The sequence below is a fragment of the Pseudomonas sp. S2_B10 genome (assembly GCF_054668425.1).
The window spans coordinates 3987350-4004213 of sequence record NZ_CP162768.1 but is presented as its reverse complement, the minus strand read 5'-3'; the positions used below and the strand labels follow the sequence as shown (position 1 = coordinate 4004213).

The window sequence follows — 16864 nt, the reverse complement described above, 5'->3', positions numbered from 1 at the left end:
GCACGGCGCTTTGGGTCACAACGAACACGGCTGCGGCTGAATGGTGGGCGATAAGGCTGAGGGATGATCGAGTGTCAGGACGCCGAGAGCCCGTGCTCTCGGCGAGAATCAGGAGTACGCCACTTTGCGCGGAGGCAATACCAGACGATCGCGGAACGCCAGATAGTGCTTGAGTACCAGCACCGGCGCCTCGGTTTGCGGATAGTGGCCGATGCCGGGTAAGAGCACGGTGTCTGCATCAGGGATCAGTTCGCGATATCGCTCGACCATGTGCACGCCGGAGATCGGGTCAAATGCGCCGTCGATCACCCGCAAGGGAATGTCACCCTGCTGCATGGCCGTCACCCAGCGCTCACGTTGCACCCGGCGCTCGGGGATATAAGTGATCAATTTGTGCAGGATGCGCGGGCCATGGTTGCTGTCGACCAGACTCCAGTAATCATCCAGTTCGCTTTCAGTCGGCTGGGTCTGGGGGCCGAAGATCTGCCGGAAACCTTTGACCAACGCCTCACGACTGAATGCGCGACCAAGCAGCCAGCCAATCGGACTGAGCAGCAGTTTCTGCATCAGCAGTGGACGATGGGTTTCCGGAAACAGACCGCCATTAAGGAATACGCAACTGGCCACTTCAATGCGCTTTTCGTAGTGCCGCGCGAGCAGTTCCTGAGCAACGCTGTCGCCATAGTCGTGGGCAAGAATATGCACCGCTTGTTCAACCTGCAGATGGGCGAGCAGCGCCTGTTGCAGATCGGCCTGTTCCAGCAGGCTATAGGTGTGATTGCGCGGTTTTGCCGAATCGCCGAAACCGAGCATATCGCAGGCGATCACCTGATAACGCTGGGCCAGTGGCTGCCACAGGTAATGCCAATCCCAACTGGCGGTGGGGAAACCGTGAATCAACAACAGCGGTTCACCCTGCCCGACTGTCCAGTAGCGGATCGACTGGCCACGAAAGACAAAAGTCCGGCTGCGCTTGCGCCAGACACACAAAGGAATCTCGGCAAGTGGCATTAGAATTTATACCCCGGATCCTGCAGGTCGAGTTTGCGCAGCAGCGCCGGCCACGCCAGCGCGCCGCCCATGCCCTGCGCGCTCTTGGTGACGCCGGCAATCATCGCTTTGGCGCCGGCGAGAATCTGCGGTTCGATGGCGATCAGTTCGGTCCCTCCAGTCTGCGCCATGACCTGAATGTCGCAGGTCCGCTGGAAGGTGAACATCATCAGAAAAGTGTCGGCGATAGTCCCGCCGCAGGTGAGCAGACCGTGGTTGTGCAGCATGAGGAAACTGTTGTCGCCGAGATCGGCTTGCAGGCGCGCCTTTTCTTCATGATTCAGGGCCACGCCCTCGTAGGCGTGATAGGCCAGGCTCGACAACACAAACAGTGACTGTTGACTGATCGGCAACACCCCCTGCCTTTGTGCCGACACCGCAACGCCTGACGCAGTGTGCGTATGCAGCACGCAAACCACATCGTGGCGAACTTCGTGGACGGCGCTGTGAATGGTGTAGCCGGCGGGGTTGATTTCGTAGGGGCTGTCCATGAGTTTGTTGCCGGCCTGATCGACTTTCACCAGGCTTGAGGCGGTGATCTCATGGAACATCAGGCCAAACGGATTGATCAGGAAATCTTCGGTGCCGGGCACCTTGGCCGAGATATGCGTGAAGATCAGATCGTCCCAGCCGTGCAGCGCCACCAGACGGTAACAGGCGGCAAGATCGACGCGGGTCTGCCACTCGGCAGCGCTGACCTGATCTTTGACATTCGGCGACGATTGGACGGGGGCTACGCTCACTGTATGCACCTCTGCGTTCTTCTTGTTCTGCTCGTGTCAGCAGTCTAGTCAGGCGCAGGGCATCGCGTAGTTGCATTGGCAGCCAGCTTGATGACTGAACGAGTCAGCCGGGCAAACAGACTGGATCCGTTGCAATGCAACAACGCTTAGAAAGTGCAGCGATTATTGCCCGCAATCAGCCCTTGAGCGCTTCGATCAACTGCGCGAGCCACGGCTCGGCATCGGTTTCCGGCGTGACGCTTTCGCTGGCGTCGATGCGCAGCATTTCCTGAACCTCGTTTACGCCCAGTTCGGCAAACAGTTCGCGCATCTGCTCGCCACCGCCGCAGAAGGTGTCGCCGTAGCTGGCGTCACCGAGGGCAATCACCGCGCCGGGCAGGCCCCGCAACGAAGCAGGCAACTGATCGCGCAGGGTCGAATACAACGGTTGCAGGTTGTCTGGCAGCTCGCCCATGCCAGTGGTCGAAGTGACGGCCAAAAGAGCCTCAGGAGCGAACGCCTGAATATCGGCCAGCGCGGCCCGCGAGTTGTAGAAGGTTTCAAAGCCGGCGGCTTTCAGCAGGTTCTGGGCGTGGCGGGCGACTTCTTCGGCGGTGCCGTAGACTGAACCTGAGAGGATGGCGACTTTCATCAATCTGATCCTGGAACTGAAAAAAAAGAGCCGCGATAGTAACAGCCCATGCTGCGAAGTTGCGATTGGCTCTCAATGGAAGCTGATGGCCTATAGACAGTCCGCGGCTTTCTTCTAGAATGCCTGCCACTGACATAACGGAAGGGATTCTCGGATGATCAACGCCCGTCTGCTGCAAATGGTGATCAATGCTTCAAACGAAGGAATCGTCGTCGCCGAAAAGGAAGGTGATCGAGATAACATTCTTATCTACGTCAACCCCGCCTTTGAGCGCATGACCGGTTATAGCAGCGAAGAGATCCTTTATCAGGACTGTCGTTTCCTCCAGGCTGGGGACCGTGATCAACTCAGTCTGCAACCGATTCGCGACACATTGCGCGAAGGCGGCTCGTGTCGTGAGGTTCTGCGCAACTACCGCAAGGATGGCACGCCGTTCTGGAACGAATTGTCATTGTCGACGGTAAAGAATGCCGAGGACGGGCAGACTTATTTCATCGGCGTGCAGAAGGATGTAACGCTTCAGGTCAAGGCGCAGCAGCGCGTTGCACAGCTGGAAGCTCAAGTGGCGGCGCTGCAAAGCGAGCTGGCGGCACTCAAAGCGACGAACGGCGCAAACAAAACCGCGAACTGACGGTCATTAACTACAATCACCAATGACTTTGTAACTATTCACTTCGAGTTAGCCATGCAGCGCGACGCCCTCCTCACCCAGGACGAGCTGGATTTCATCCAGACAATGCAGCACAACCCGCAACTGAACGTGCGGGATGCGACGTCGAGTCTGCTGGTTAATGGTGGTTCGCAGATCCGTGACCTGCTGACACGTCTGGCTGCTCACGAGCAGGTGACGATCCAGGCCAACTTCGAAAATCAGCAGATGACTTTCCCGCTGCATCTGGTGGAAGACGAGTTCCACGCACTGCATCTGCGTCTCGGGGTGCCGAGCATCTATGAAGATGGCCCGATGGTGCGGCCGTGGCGCCTGGTATTGGAAGAGCCGGTGGCATTGGAAAACGCCAAAGGCCAGCCCGGCACGCTGTGGGTGCACGAGGTGTCGCACAAAGGTGTGTTGCTGGAAGTGCGCAACAAGACCAAACCACCGAAACATTTCGCCCTGTGGTTCAGCCCTTCCGGTTATGAGCGCATCTCGTTGCGCGGCCATTTCGAGCGTGAAACCGAGCAAGGTTTCTTCGCTTACGAACTGAGCCAGACCGATGCCGACGAAACCGAGCGCCTGCGCCAGTTCATCCTTCAACAGCATCGCCTGACCCACCCCGCCCTGCACGCCTGAGTCTCAGGTATCCAGCTTGCCTGCCATGAATTGCTTCATGCGTTGACGCATCGTTGCGCCCTCATTCCCTAGACATGCAACGGATGAACCGGCCAGACTGTCTTCGGCCAGTTCCGAGGCATCGCCGGCCAACATCAATTGGCAATCGAGGCTCAGTGCCAGACGATTCAGGCGCCGGGGCAGCTCTGGACCGGGGGCATGATTGGAAAACAGTACAAGTGCGTCAGGCTTGACCTTTTCGCAGACCAGCGTCAATTCATCGAACGGCTGGCCCGTGGTCAGCACCCGCACGCCAGAATCGTTGCCGCTGAGAAACAACGCCGCGACCAGCAACTCAAGCTCTCTGCACTGCCCCGCGAGCGCGCTGACAATCACCCGGCGCGGTTGCGCACCCCGCAACATGACAATGCGCTGCAGTACACGCACCCTGAGAAATCCGTCGAGAAACAACCATTCGCTGGTTTGCCCGAAAGCGTCCTGGCGCTGCAGCAGTTGACGCCACAACGGCATCAGAATGGCTTCGAACACCACCGGCAGCGCGTACGACGAGAAAATCTGCCCGTAGACGCGATCCAGCTGCTGATCGTCGAACGCACTGACCGCCTGCTGAACCTGCTCCTGCCATTGCTTGTAATCAGCCTGCACATGGTCATCGGGGATAAAGTTTGCCAGCACCTTCAGAGGCTCTGTCTTCGCCAGGATCTTGCCGACTTTGCTCACGGCCACGCCGCGATCGATCCAGTCGACAATGCTGCGCACGCGCTCGATATCGTTCATTGAATACAAACGATGCCCGCTTTCGGTGCGCGTCGGCTGGATGAGTCCATAACGGCGCTCCCAGGCACGCAGGGTCACCGGGTTGACGCCGGTCAGGCGCGCCACTTCGCGGATGGGAAACAGCTCTTCGCGCTCGATCGTGCCGAGTACTGTTGAAGCCGGGCGAGTGTCCGTGTTTACAGGCATCTGGCGGTCAACTTCCATGTCGGTTCATTGGATCCCATTTTAAACATGATGGACTGGAAACCTTCAAGTAGTGATCTGCGACGAAAGTGGCTGGTTTAATCGGCAAATTCAGGAATAATCCTTGCTTGTCGTAAAGCGCAGGCCTCTACCCCGGCCTGCGTCAGGCGAAGTTCTTACCCGGAACGACGCACTCGAAATACGGAGATACAAAATGTCTACTTCCCCCGTTACGTTGATGGTAGCGCGTCGCGTCGCTGATGGCCGCTATCACGATCTCATTGCATGGTTGCGCGAAGGCGAGCAACTGGCCACCGACTTCCCCGGCTACCTCGGCTCCGGCGTCCTTGCGCCACCGCCCGGTGACAACGAATTCCAGATTATCTTTCGCTTTGTCGATGAGCAGACGCTGCATGCTTGGGAATACTCGGCGTCGCGTACCGCCTGGCTTAACCGCGGCAGCGATTTGTTCGAACATCCTAAAGAGCACCGGGTCAGCGGCATTGAAGGCTGGTTTGGTGCTGCCGGCCAACGCCCGCCGCGCTGGAAACAGGCCGTGGCGATCTGGCTGGCGTTTTTTCCGGTGTCGCTGATATTCAACTTTGCCCTCGGCCCGCTCCTCGCTGAGCTGAGCCTGTTGCCGCGCATCTTGATCGGCACGGCGTGCCTGACGCCGCTGATGGTGTATTTCTTCATCCCGTTGTCGACGCGTCTGCTGGCGAACTGGTTGAACAGCACGCCGACGAGGCCATTGGCTGGCGCACCGTCGGCGCAGAATCGCTGATCTGCAGCGGGCGGCGAGCCTGTTATAGTTTTCGCTTCAACCGCGATGCGAGCCGCCCATGCCAGATTCCGCAGCCCCGATCCTCATCACCGGCGCCGGCCAGCGTGTCGGTTTGCACTGCGCGCAGCGCTTGATCGAGGATGGCCACCCGCTGATTTTCACTTACCGCACCGAGCGACCGGGCGTACAGGCCCTTCGCGATCTTGGCGCGACAGCGCTGTTCGCGGATTTTTCCAGCGAGGCCGGGATTCTTGCCTTCATCGAGGCGCTGAAAGCCCACACCGACAGCTTGCGCGCCGTCGTGCACAACGCCTCCGAATGGCTGGCGGAAACCCAAGGCAGCGAAGGACAAGCCTTCAATCGCATGTTCAACATTCACATGCTCGCGCCTTACCTGATCAACCTGCACTGCGCCGGGTTGCTGCAACGCTCGACACCTGCCGACATCATTCACATCAGCGACGACGTCACCCGCAAGGGCAGCAGCAAGCACATCGGTTATTGCGCCAGCAAGGCCGGGCTCGACAGTCTGACCCTGTCGTTTGCCGCGCGCTTTGCGCCCGCCATCAAGGTCAACGGCATCGCTCCGGCGCTGCTATTGTTCAACCCCGACGATGACGCCGCCTACCGCAGCAAGGCGCTGGCCAAGTCCGCGTTGGGTATCGAGCCCGGCTGCGAGGTGATCTACCAGAGCCTGCGCTATCTGCTCGACAATCCCTATGTCACCGGCACGACCCTCACCGTCAACGGCGGACGGCACGTCAAATAGGCCGTCCCGCTTCAGCCGCGAGTCGAGTAAGATCCACCAGAACGCCTGCAATAGACTGGACGGAGCAAATCAATGCCACAACTTCAACCGGGAATGGCGCGCATCCGGGTCAAGGATCTGCGCCTGCGCACCTTTATCGGCATCAACGAGGACGAAATCCTCAACAAGCAGGATGTGCTGATCAACCTGACCATTCTGTACGCAGCGCAGGAAGCGGTGCGTGACAACGACATCGACCACGCGCTGAATTACCGCACCATCACCAAAGCGATCATCGCCCACGTCGAAGGCAACCGCTTCGCGCTGCTCGAACGCCTGACTCAGGAATTGCTCGACCTGGTGATGACCAATGCATCGGTGCTGTACGCCGAAGTCGAAGTCGACAAGCCCCACGCGCTGCGCTTCGCCGAATCGGTATCGATTACGCTCGCAGCGAGCCGCTAGCTTCAAGCCTCAAGCCGCAAGCTGTAAACTTTGCTCACAGACACCCATCTTGCAGCTTGAAGCTTGCCGCTTGAAGCTGTCTCGAAGAGACCCCCCATGACTGATCAACAACGCCTGGAACTCGAAGCCGCCGCCTTTCGCCGACTGGTCGCCCACCTCGACAGCCGCAAGGACGTGCAGAACATCGACCTGATGAACCTCGCCGGGTTCTGCCGCAACTGCCTGTCGAAATGGTACAAGGCCGAAGCCGACCAACGTCAGATCGAGGTCAGCCTCGATGACGCCCGCGAAGTGGTGTACGGCATGCCCTACGCCGAGTGGAAAGCCCAATACCAGCAAGAAGCCAGCGCCGAGCAGCAAGCAGCGTTTGCCAAAGGAAAACCCAATGACTGATCTGAACACCCTGCGCGCCAGCTTCAAGAGTGGCGAGCATGTTTTCGCCGACACCCTGGCGTTCATCGCCGCCGGTTACGACTACCAGCCGCAAGCATTCAACAACGGCGGCGTGGAAAATGCTGCCGGGCAGAACGAAGGCTCGTGCAAGACCCTGGGCCTGGCACTGCTGGAAGGTCTGAGCGATGAAGAAGCGCTGCTGGCGTTCGGCGAGCATTACCGTTCGGTGCTGGCGACGCCCGAGGGCAGCGATCACGGCAATATCCGCGCGTTGATCAAGCACGGCCTGGCCGGGGTGAAATTCAGCGCCCAACCCCTGAACCGCCGCTGATCCCCAACAGCCACACATAACACCTGTGGGAGCGAGCCTGCTCGCGAAGACGGACTGACATGCAACGTTGATGTCGACTGATACACCGCTTTCGCGAGCAGGCTCGCTCCCACACTGGATGCGTGGCGACTGCGAATCTCGGGCACAAAAAAACCGGCCAATCTGGCCGGTTTTTTTTGTGCCCTGGGGTCTTAGAACGTGGCGCTCTGCAAGCCGTCCAGGTAGCGCTCGGTGTCCAGTGCCGCCATGCAACCGGCGCCGGCCGAGGTGATGGCCTGACGGTAAACGTGGTCAGCCACGTCACCGGCAGCGAAGATGCCTTCGACGCTAGTGGCCGTCGCATTGCCTTCACGGCCGCCCTGCACAACCAGGTAACCGTCTTTCAGCGTCAACTGGCCTTCGAACAGCGAAGTGTTCGGAGTGTGGCCGATGGCGATGAACACGCCGTCGACTTTGATCTCGTCGAAGCTGCCATCGTTGTTGCGCAGGCGCGCACCGGTCACGCCCATGTTGTCGCCGAGGACTTCGTCCAGGTTGGCGTTCAACTTGAGAATGATCTTGCCTTCAGCCACACGAGCGTTGAGCTTGTCGATCAGGATCTTCTCGGCGCGGAAGGTTTCGCGACGGTGAATCAGAGTCACGGTGCTGGCGATGTTGGCCAGGTACAGCGCTTCTTCGACAGCGGTGTTGCCACCGCCAACCACGGCGACCGGCTTGTTGCGGTAGAAGAAACCGTCGCAGGTCGCGCAGGCCGACACGCCTTTGCCCATGAACGCTTCTTCCGACGGCAGGCCCAGGTAACGGGCGCTGGCACCCGTGGCGATGATCAGCGCATCGCAGGTATAGACGGCGCTGTCGCCGGTCAGGGTGTAAGGCTTGGCTGCGAAGTCCACTGCGTTGATGTGATCGAAAACGATCTCGGTCTCGAAACGCTCGGCGTGCTCGCGCATGCGCTCCATCAGCACCGGACCGGTCAGGCCGTGGACATCGCCCGGCCAATTGTCGACTTCAGTGGTGGTGGTCAGTTGACCGCCGGCCTGCATGCCGGTGATCAGCAGTGGCTTGAGGTTGGCGCGTGCCGCGTAGACCGCAGCGCTGTAACCGGCGGGGCCGGAACCGAGAATGATCACTCGCGAATGACGGACTTCAGACATGAATCTGCTCCTGTTGGCCGGCCATGAAAAATCTGGCGCGGACGCCGGACGGCCGGCGGAATAAAAAAGGACCGTGGATACCTTGGGGAAGGCTTGAACTCGACAGTCCTGTAAAAAGTTGGGTGCAGCGTATCGAGGGGGGCAAGATTAAGGAAATACGGTTTAACAATCCAGCTCATAGGTGGTCTCTATGCCGAGACGCTGACGAGATAGACCTCTTTGTTACAGTGAATGTCGATTGCTCTGCCGCGCTTTCGCCGCTGTGGCAAAGCCGGTAACGTCGGCGCGTTTTCCCTTGCTTCGGAGCACCTTATGCCCGCCCCTGTTCTGTCAGGCCCGCAATACCTGCGCGAAGGCCTCAAACTGGTCCTGAGCCCTGGCCTGCGCCTGTTCGTGTTGTTGCCGCTGGCTATCAACCTAGTGCTGTTCGTCGGATTGATCTATCTGGCCGGCCACCAGTTCAGCCTGTGGGTCGACACGCTGATGCCCTCGTTGCCTGAATGGCTGAGTTTCCTCAGCTATATCCTCTGGCCGCTGTTCGTGGTCCTCGTGGCCTTGATGGTGTTTTTCACCTTCACCATGCTCGCCAACATCATTGCCGCACCGTTCAACGGCTTCCTTGCGGAAAAAGTCGAAGTGGTGGTGCGCGGTACCGATGATTTCCCGGCGTTCAGTTGGGGCGAACTGATCGCGATGATCCCGCGCACCCTTTCCCGGGAAATGCGCAAGCTCGGCTACTTCCTGCCGCGTGCGATAGGTCTGTTTATTCTTTCGTTTATCCCGGTGGTAAATATCGTCGCCGCGCCGTTATGGCTGCTGTTCGGCGTGTGGATGATGGCCATCCAGTACATCGACTACCCGGCTGACAACCACAAACTGGGCTGGAACGAGATGCTCGCCTGGCTGCGGCAGAAGCGCTGGCAGAGCATGAGTTTTGGCGGGATCGTCTATCTGGTGTTGCTGATTCCGGTGGTCAACATCCTGATGATGCCGGCGGCGGTAGCCGGGGCGACATTGTTCTGGGTGCGTGAACGTGGTGCCGAAAATCTGGTGATACAGCACTGACCGCGTCACAAATCCATCATCCAAATGTCACAACGTCGACATGGCCTCAGCCGACACTGAGGTCATGACGACAGCTCTACATATCACCCTCATCAGCGAAACCTTCCCACCGGAAATCAACGGCGTGGCCAATACCCTTGGCCGCTTGTGCGAGGGTTTGCGCGCAAGAGGGCATCAGGTGGAGCTGGTGCGCCCGCGCCAGGCCGGTGATCCACAACGCAGCGAAGACGATGCACTGTTGCTGTGTCGCGGATGGCCGCTGCCGGGCTATCCGGGGCTGCAATGGGGCCAGTCGTCGATGCATAAACTGCTGCGGCGCTGGAAACGCCAGCGCCCCGATGTGCTGTACATCGCCACGGAAGGCCCGCTGGGATTGTCGGCACTGCGTGCCGCACGGCGCCTGGGGATTGCGGTGGTGAGCGGCTTTCACACCAACTTCCAGCAATACACCAGCCAGTACGGCCTCGATCTGCTGACGCGGATGCTTACCCACTACCTGCGCTGGTTTCACAATCGTTCGGCAATGACTTTGGTGCCGAGCGCCAGTCAGCGCCTGGAGTTGGAGCGGCGGCATTTCGAGCGGCTGGCGTTGTTGTCGCGGGGTGTGGACAGCCAGTTGTTTCATCCGAGCAAACGTCAGAGCGCGTTGCGTGAGCAATGGGGGCTCTCTGACACGGATATCGCGGTCATCCACGTAGGAAGGCTCGCCCCGGAGAAAAATCTGGGCCTGCTCAAACGCTGCTTTGAAACCCTGTGTGAGACTTATCCACAGCGCCATCTGAAGCTGATCGTGGTCGGTGACGGCCCGCAGCGTTCGGCGCTGGAAAAAGAATTGCCGGAAGCGATCTTCTGCGGCGCGCAGCGGGGTGAAGTACTGGCGGCGCACTATGCCTCAGGGGATCTGTTTGTATTTCCCAGCCTCACCGAAACTTTCGGCAATGTGGTGCTGGAAGCCCTGGCTTCGGGACTTGGCGTTATTGCTTATGACCAGGCAGCGGCGGCGCAGCATATTCGCCATGGCTACAACGGCGTTTCGGCAATGCCCGGCGATGAGCAGGCGTTTTGCGAAGCGGCGGCGTGGTTGCTGGAGGAAGATGAACGGTTGCGTTGTGTGCGGCTGAATGCGCGGCAGCATGGCAGTCGCCAGGGCTGGGCGGCGATTATCGAGCAATTCGAGGGGTATTTGCGGGGGGCTTGTGCGGGGGAGTTGGTGGTGCCTGGGGCGCAGACACAACCATAGATTTGCGTCGACATAGAAACAGCGTTCGCGAGCAGGCTCGCTCCCACATGGACACCGCATTCCGTCATATGAAATGCAGTAGAGGGTGGGAGCGAGCCTGCTCGCGAAAAGGTCGAACTGGCGCTGCTTAAACCAGGGTCATCAACGCCTCACGACTGAACGGCAGAATATCCTGCTCACGTCCTTCACGGACTTTCTGCGCCCAGTCCGGATCGACCAGCAGCGCGCGGCCCACTGCTACCAGGTCGAACTCTTCTTTGTTCAGACGCTCCAGCAGATTTTCCAGGCTGGCCGGTTGCGCGACCTTGTCGGTGTTGACCATGAACTGCAGGAACTCGCCGTCCAGGCCGACGCTGCCCACGGTGATGGTCGGTTTGCCGGTCAACTTGCGGGTCCAGCCAGCGAGGTTCAGATCCGAGCCGTCGAACTCCGGCTCCCAGAAGCGTCGGGTCGAGCAGTGGAAAATGTCCACGCCAGCGTCAGACAGCGGCTTGAGAAACTCGCTCAGCGCTTCGGGTGTTTGCACCAGACGCGCGGTGTAATCCTGCTGCTTCCACTGCGAGAAGCGGAAGATGATCGGGAAACCCTCACCGACAGCCGCGCGTACTGCTTGAATCAATTCGATGGCAAAACGCGAACGGTTGGCCAGGCTGCCACCGTATTCGTCGGTGCGATGATTGCTGCCTTCCCAGAAGAACTGGTCGATCAGATAACCGTGAGCGCCATGGATTTCCACACCGTCCATGCCGATGCTTTGCGCATCTTTGGCCGCCTGGGCAAACGCGGCGATCACGTCCTGGATGTCCTGTTTGGTCATGCCGTGAACCACGACCTGACCGTCCTTGAGTTTTTCCGACGGACCGTAGCCCGGCACGCTGGCGTCCGGCTCGGTGCCGAGGCGGCGTACGCTGCCGACATGCCACAGTTGCGGGACGATCTTGCCGCCCTCGGCGTGCACGGCGTCGACAACTTTTTCCAGCCGGCCAGCGGCGCTTCACCGAAAAACTGCGGCACGTTTGGATAGCCATTGGACGCGATGTGGCCGACCGTGGTGCCTTCGGTGATGATCAAGCCAACCCCAGCGGCCGCACGACGACGGTAGTACTCGATGACTTTGGAATTCGGCACGCCGCCCGGGGAGAACGAGCGGGTCATTGGCGCCATGACGACGCGGGTCGGCAGTTCGAGGGCACCGAGATGGAACGGTTTGAACAGGGCTTTAACGGGCATCGAGAGGCTCCACGAAAACATTGGCGACAGGCATGAATCGATATGACGCCGATAATATTGAGAGTCGAGAGCTCTGAACAGCATTATTGATTTTGGTGATTAAGGATCAAAAGATTGAAAAGCAAAAGATCGCAGCCTTCGGCAGCTCCTACACGAGATTGGTGTTCTCCCTGTAGGAGCTGCCGAAGGCTGCGATCTTTTGATGCTGCTTTTCAGCCCAGCGCTTTTTCAATCGCATGCACGATCGTCGGATCATCCGGCGCCGTGCGCGGCGAGAACCGCGCCAGCACCCGGCCGTCCTTGCCGAGCAGAAACTTCTCGAAATTCCAGGTGATGTCGCCGGGAAACTCGGCGCCCTCGCCCGCCAGCAGGCGATACAACTGATGCCGTTCGTGGCCGTTGACTTCGAGTTTGCTCGCCAACGGGAACGTCACGCCATAGTTGAGGCTGCAGAATTCCTGGATTTCCTTTTCCGAGCCTGGCTCCTGACCGGCAAACTGGTTGCACGGCAGGCCCAGCACAGTGAAGCCTTTGGCCTTGTATTGCTGGTAGAGGTTTTCCAGTGCCGCGTACTGGGGGGTCAAGCCGCATTTGGAGGCCACGTTGACCACCAGCACGACTTGGCCCTTGAACGGCGCCAGCGGTAGCTCCTGACCATCCAGGCCGGTCAACTTAAGGTCGTGAAAAGCACTCATGCCGAACTCCAGGATTCTCGTGTTCTACTCGAAACAGCCACTTGGCGAGGCCACCAAGGACAGCCGCGGACTAAAAAGGCGCCCACAGGCGCCTCTCCAGTACTCGAAGCTTAGCGCAGAAAATCAGTGGTGATGGCCACCTTCGCCATGGACGTGGCCATGAGCGATTTCTTCCTGGCTGGCGTCACGGATATCAACGATCTTAACCTTGAAGTTCAGGCGCTGACCGGCCAGAGGGTGGTTGCCATCAACGGTGACGTCGTCGCCGTCCAGGTCACGAATGGTGACGATCTGCATCTGGCCGTCCGGCGCCGAAGCATGGAACTGCATGCCGACTTCCAGCTCGTCAACGCCTTCGAACATGCTGCGGCTCAGGGTGCTGACCAGCTCGGCGGCGTATTCGCCGTAAGCATCTTCCGGCTCAACGGCCACTTCCAGCTCGTCGCCGACAGCTTTGCCTTCCAGGGCTTTTTCCAGGCCCGGGATGATGTTGCCTGCACCTTGCAGGTAAACCAGCGGAGCGCCGCCGGCGGAGCTGTCGATGACCTCACCAGCGTCGTTGGTCAGGGTATAGTCGATGGAGACAGCCTTATTGGCGGCGATCAGCATGGGGCGAGACCTTTTGCATAAGAATATAGAAAGGCCAAGTTTAGCGAAGCAATCGCGTGAAAGCGACCACAACCCGGACAAACGGGTTTCGACCATCACCGGCTTTCATCAGGACGAAGATGGCCATTGGGTGGTCGAGCTTTCCTGTGGCCACACCCAGCACCTGCGCCACCAGCCGCCGTGGCAAACCCGCGCCTGGGTCCTGGATCCGGCGCAACGTATTGAAAAAACAGGTCAACCCTTTGCCTGCGGTTGGTGTGCACAAGGCTCGGTTAGCGATAACCTTGGCGACTGAATTTCGGTAGTCGGCCAGACATAGGCTGACACCCTTGCATAGAGAATTCCCATGCAAACTTTTTTTATCGCCCCCACCGATTTTGGCGTGGGTCTGACCTCCATCAGCCTCGGGCTGGTGCGCACGCTTGAACGCGCCGGGCTGAAAGTCGGCTTCTTCAAACCGATCGCCCAGCCGCACCCCGGCGACACCGGCCCTGAGCGATCCACCGAACTGGTGGCGCGCACCCACGGTCTGAAACCGCCGCAGCCGTTAGGCCTGGCGCACGTTGAACGCATGCTCGGCGACGGTCAGCTCGACGAACTGCTCGAAGAAATCATCGCCCTGTATCAGCAAGCGGCGGTCGGCAAAGACGTGCTGGTGGTCGAAGGCATGGTGCCGACCCGCAGCGCCAGTTACGCCGCGCGGGTCAATCTGCACCTGGCCAAGAGTCTGGATGCCGAGGTGATTCTGGTCTCGGCGCCGGAAAACGAAGTGCTCGCCGAGCTTTCTGGCCGTGTCGAGCTTCAGGCTCAATTGTTCGGTGGCCCGAAAGATCCGAAAGTCCTCGGGGTGATCCTCAACAAGGTCAAGACCGACGAGAGCATGGACGCCTTCGCCACGCGTCTGAAGGAGCATTCGCCGTTGCTGCGCAGCGGTGATTTCCGCTTGCTTGGCTGCATCCCGTTTCAGCCGGAACTCAATGCGCCACGCACCCGCGACGTCGCCGACCTGATGGGCGCGCAAGTGCTCAACGCGGGCGACTACGAAACCCGGCGCATGAGCAAAATCATCATTTGCGCACGAACCATGCGCAACACCGTCGAGCTGCTCAAACCCGGCGTGCTGGTGGTGACGCCGGGCGATCGCGACGACATCATCCTCGCCGTCAGCCTCGCAGCGATCAACGGCGTGCCGCTGGCCGGCCTGCTGCTGACCAGCGACACCCTGCCCGACCCGCGCATCATGGACCTGTGCCGGGGCGCGTTGCAGGCCGGTCTGCCGGTGTTGTCGGTGAGCACCGGCTCGTACGACACCGCCAATCTGCTCAATGGCCTGAACAAGGAAATCCCGATCGATGACCGCGAGCGCGCGGAGATCATCACCGATTTCGTCGCCAGCCACCTCGACGCCAACTGGCTGCATCAGCGCTGCGGTACGCCTCGGGAGATGCGCCTGTCGCCGGCAGTGTTCCGCTATCAATTGATCCAGCGCGCGCAAGCGGCGAACAAGCGCATCGTCTTGCCCGAAGGCAGCGAGCCGTTCACCGTGCAAGCGGCGGCGATCTGTCAGGAACGCGGGATCGCCCGCTGCGTGCTGTTGGCCAAGCCCGAAGACGTCGAAGCGGTCGCCCGCGCGCAAGGTATCGTGCTGCCGCCGGGTCTGGAAATTCTCGATCCGGACCACATCCGCGAGCGTTACGTCGAGCCGATGGTCGCTCTGCGCAAAAGCAAAAGCCTCAACGCACCAATGGCCGAGCAGCAACTGGAAGACACCGTGGTGATCGGCACCATGATGCTTGCGCTGGATGAGGTCGACGGCCTGGTTTCGGGTGTGATCAACACCACCGCCAACACCATCCGCCCCGCCCTGCAATTGATCAAGACCGCACCGGGCTGCACGCTGGTGTCGTCGGTGTTCTTCATGCTTTTTCCGGAAGAAGTGCTGGTCTACGGCGACTGCGTGATGAATCCACACCCGAGCGCCGCGGAACTGGCCGAGATCGCCCTGCAAAGCGCCGACTCGGCAGCCGCATTCGGTATCACTCCACGGGTGGCGATGATCAGCTACTCCAGCGGCGAATCGGCTCGCGGTGAAGAAGTCGAGAAAGTCCGCGAGGCGACCCTGCTGGCTCATGAGCAACAAAACTCGCTGCTGATCGACGGCCCGTTGCAGTACGACGCCGCCGCCAACGCCGACGTCGCGCGGCAACTGGCGCCGAACAGTCAGGTCGCCGGGCGCGCCACGGTGTTCGTGTTCCCCGATCTGAACACCGGCAACACTACGCACAAAGCCGTGCAGCGCAGCGCCGATTGCGTCAGCCTCGGGCCGATGCTGCAAGGCCTGCGTAAACCGGTGAACGACCTGCCGCGCGGCGCGCAAGTCGATGACATCGTCTACACCATCGCGCTCACCGCGATTCAAGCCGCCAACCGACCTATGGATGTGTAAATGCTGGATTTTCTACCCGCCCCCGTGCGCGGCGTGATCGCCTCGCTGCTGTTGGCGCTCAACACGATTCTGCTGTGCTCGTTCCTGTTCTGTGTGGCGCTGGTCAAGGCCCTGCCGTTTGCCTTTACCCAGCGCATTGCCGGTTGGCTGATGAGCCACACTCACGAGGCGTGGATCAGCAATAACAAAGCCTGGATGAATCTGGTTCGGCGCACCCGCTGGCACGTCAGCGGCCTGCAAGGCCTCGACTATCAGCACTCGTACCTGATCACCAGCAACCACCAGAGCTGGGTGGATATTCTGGTGCTGCAATACGTGCTCAACCGCAAGATTCAACCGCTGAAGTTTTTCCTCAAGCAGGAGCTGATCTGGGTCCCGGTAATCGGGCTGGCCTGGTGGGCGCTGGGCTTTCCGTTCATGAAGCGCTACTCCAAGGCGTACCTGGAAAAACACCCGGAGAAGAAAGGCAAGGACCTGGAAACCACGCGCAAGACCTGCGCGAAATTCCGCCATAACCCGGTGGGGATTTTCAACTTCGTCGAAGGCACACGCTTCACCGAAGGCAAGCATGCGCAGCAGCAGTCACCGTTCAAGTACCTGCTCAAGCCCAAGGCCGGCGGGATCGCCTTTGTGCTGGATGCGATGGGCGAACAGCTGGAGTCGATCGTCAACGTGACGATTCATTATCCAGCGGGGCGTCCAGGGTTCTGGGATTTGCTCTGCGGCAATGTGCGCGATGTGGTGGTGCATTTTGAAGAAATCAAAATCCCGCCGGCCTTCATCGGCAAGAACTACGACCAGGACGGCGAGTATCGATTGCAGTTTCAGGGCTGGATCAATCAGCTGTGGCTGGACAAGGATGCGTTGCTGGAGCAGATGCACCGCGAATATCCAGGTCACCAATAAACCCCTGTGGGAGCGAGCCTGCTCGCGAAAGCGGTGGATCAGCATACAAAGATGTTGAATGAGATAAAGCATTCGCGAGCAGGCTCGCTCCCACAGTTGATCGTTCCCACGCTCCGCGTGGGA

General features: G+C 59.7%; 19 protein-coding genes and 1 pseudogene. 12 read left to right on the top strand and 8 right to left on the bottom strand.

Translation table 11 applies throughout. The annotated features are described in order from the left end of the window. Positions 1 to 108 precede the first annotated feature (108 nt). The 3 genes from AB4O45_RS17835 to AB4O45_RS17825 form a co-directional block, all read right to left on the bottom strand. On the bottom strand, positions 109 to 1011 hold the full coding sequence (locus tag AB4O45_RS17835) for an alpha/beta fold hydrolase (RefSeq protein WP_150636130.1): 903 nt from the start codon (positions 1009 to 1011) through the stop codon (positions 109 to 111). Continuing rightward, positions 1011 to 1793 (bottom strand): class II aldolase/adducin family protein, encoded by a 783-nt coding sequence (locus AB4O45_RS17830; protein WP_252887335.1) that lies wholly within the window; start codon positions 1791 to 1793, stop codon positions 1011 to 1013. The genes AB4O45_RS17835 and AB4O45_RS17830 overlap by 1 nt, the downstream gene beginning before the upstream one ends. Positions 1794 to 1968: 175 nt before the next feature. Then, positions 1969 to 2424 carry a flavodoxin gene (locus tag AB4O45_RS17825; protein ID WP_056782981.1) on the bottom strand — a complete coding sequence of 152 codons (456 nt, stop codon included), beginning with the start codon at positions 2422 to 2424 and terminating at the stop codon, positions 1969 to 1971. A 154-nt stretch (positions 2425 to 2578) separates the two neighbouring features. Here AB4O45_RS17825 and AB4O45_RS17820 point away from each other — a divergent pair, with 154 nt between their 5' ends. Further along, the gene (locus tag AB4O45_RS17820; protein ID WP_236169714.1) at positions 2579 to 3055 is read left to right on the top strand and encodes a PAS domain-containing protein; all 477 of its coding nucleotides are present in this window, start codon (positions 2579 to 2581) and stop codon (positions 3053 to 3055) included. Between the two features lie 54 nt (positions 3056 to 3109). Then, positions 3110 to 3715, top strand: coding sequence for a hypothetical protein (locus AB4O45_RS17815; protein ID WP_024011639.1), 606 nt, complete (start codon positions 3110 to 3112; stop codon positions 3713 to 3715). Positions 3716 to 3718: 3 nt separating this feature from the next. Here the strand turns inward: AB4O45_RS17815 and AB4O45_RS17810 are convergent, their stop codons facing one another. Beyond that, positions 3719 to 4678: a MerR family transcriptional regulator gene (locus AB4O45_RS17810; RefSeq protein WP_252878154.1), complete on the bottom strand. Its 960-nt coding sequence runs from the start codon at positions 4676 to 4678 to the stop codon at positions 3719 to 3721. A 211-nt stretch (positions 4679 to 4889) separates the two neighbouring features. Here AB4O45_RS17810 and AB4O45_RS17805 point away from each other — a divergent pair, with 211 nt between their 5' ends. The 5 genes from AB4O45_RS17805 (at position 4890) to AB4O45_RS17785 (ending at position 7396) form a co-directional block, all read left to right on the top strand. Continuing rightward, entirely contained in the window at positions 4890 to 5459 is a 570-nt protein-coding gene (locus AB4O45_RS17805; RefSeq protein WP_041477999.1) for an antibiotic biosynthesis monooxygenase, read from the top strand. Positions 5460 to 5517: 58 nt separating this feature from the next. Then, positions 5518 to 6228: a dihydromonapterin reductase gene (gene folM, locus AB4O45_RS17800; protein ID WP_460160380.1), complete on the top strand. Its 711-nt coding sequence runs from the start codon at positions 5518 to 5520 to the stop codon at positions 6226 to 6228. 72 nt (positions 6229 to 6300) lie between these two features. Next, a complete protein-coding gene (gene folX, locus AB4O45_RS17795; protein ID WP_016771653.1) occupies positions 6301 to 6672 on the top strand; it encodes a dihydroneopterin triphosphate 2'-epimerase in 372 nt (123 codons plus the stop codon). Positions 6673 to 6768: 96 nt separating this feature from the next. Then, positions 6769 to 7065 carry a DUF1244 domain-containing protein gene (locus AB4O45_RS17790; protein ID WP_056782977.1) on the top strand — a complete coding sequence of 99 codons (297 nt, stop codon included), beginning with the start codon at positions 6769 to 6771 and terminating at the stop codon, positions 7063 to 7065. After that, on the top strand, positions 7058 to 7396 hold the full coding sequence (locus AB4O45_RS17785) for a HopJ type III effector protein (RefSeq protein WP_150636124.1): 339 nt from the start codon (positions 7058 to 7060) through the stop codon (positions 7394 to 7396). The genes AB4O45_RS17790 and AB4O45_RS17785 overlap by 8 nt, the downstream gene beginning before the upstream one ends. A gap of 191 nt (positions 7397 to 7587) precedes the next feature. Here AB4O45_RS17785 and trxB read toward each other — a convergent pair whose 3' ends face one another. Then, complete coding sequence (gene trxB / locus AB4O45_RS17780; protein ID WP_460160379.1) at positions 7588 to 8550, bottom strand: thioredoxin-disulfide reductase; 963 nt, start codon at positions 8548 to 8550, stop codon at positions 7588 to 7590. A gap of 312 nt (positions 8551 to 8862) precedes the next feature. Between trxB and cysZ the strand changes: the two genes are divergently transcribed. Beyond that, positions 8863 to 9615, top strand: a complete 753-nt coding sequence (gene cysZ, locus AB4O45_RS17775) for a sulfate transporter CysZ (RefSeq protein ID WP_038861129.1) — start codon at positions 8863 to 8865, stop codon at positions 9613 to 9615. A gap of 40 nt (positions 9616 to 9655) precedes the next feature. Next, positions 9656 to 10855, top strand: coding sequence for a glycosyltransferase family 4 protein (locus tag AB4O45_RS17770; protein ID WP_460160378.1), 1200 nt, complete (start codon positions 9656 to 9658; stop codon positions 10853 to 10855). A gap of 127 nt (positions 10856 to 10982) precedes the next feature. Here AB4O45_RS17770 and AB4O45_RS17765 read toward each other — a convergent pair. The 3 genes and pseudogenes from AB4O45_RS17765 to AB4O45_RS17755 all read right to left on the bottom strand — a co-directional run bounded on the left by AB4O45_RS17765 (position 10983) and on the right by AB4O45_RS17755 (position 13389). Next, positions 10983 to 12085 (bottom strand): annotated as a pseudogene (locus AB4O45_RS17765) (NADH:flavin oxidoreductase). A gap of 212 nt (positions 12086 to 12297) precedes the next feature. After that, a complete protein-coding gene (locus AB4O45_RS17760) occupies positions 12298 to 12780 on the bottom strand; it encodes a glutathione peroxidase (protein ID WP_150742794.1) in 483 nt (160 codons plus the stop codon). Positions 12781 to 12903: 123 nt separating this feature from the next. After that, on the bottom strand, positions 12904 to 13389 hold the full coding sequence (locus AB4O45_RS17755; protein ID WP_056782966.1) for an FKBP-type peptidyl-prolyl cis-trans isomerase: 486 nt from the start codon (positions 13387 to 13389) through the stop codon (positions 12904 to 12906). Here AB4O45_RS17755 and AB4O45_RS17750 point away from each other — a divergent pair. Genes AB4O45_RS17750 through AB4O45_RS17740 form a run of 3 tightly spaced genes read left to right on the top strand, consistent with a single transcriptional unit; the run spans position 13358 to position 16741 of the window. Continuing rightward, positions 13358 to 13684: a DUF3565 domain-containing protein gene (locus AB4O45_RS17750; RefSeq protein WP_082530248.1), complete on the top strand. Its 327-nt coding sequence runs from the start codon at positions 13358 to 13360 to the stop codon at positions 13682 to 13684. The genes AB4O45_RS17755 and AB4O45_RS17750 overlap by 32 nt on opposite strands. A 51-nt stretch (positions 13685 to 13735) precedes the next feature. Beyond that, positions 13736 to 15835, top strand: coding sequence for a phosphate acetyltransferase (gene pta / locus AB4O45_RS17745; RefSeq protein WP_024011632.1), 2100 nt, complete (start codon positions 13736 to 13738; stop codon positions 15833 to 15835). Further along, a complete protein-coding gene (locus tag AB4O45_RS17740) occupies positions 15836 to 16741 on the top strand; it encodes an acyltransferase (protein ID WP_460160377.1) in 906 nt (301 codons plus the stop codon). It abuts the gene before it with no gap. Positions 16742 to 16864: the final 123 nt, after the last annotated feature.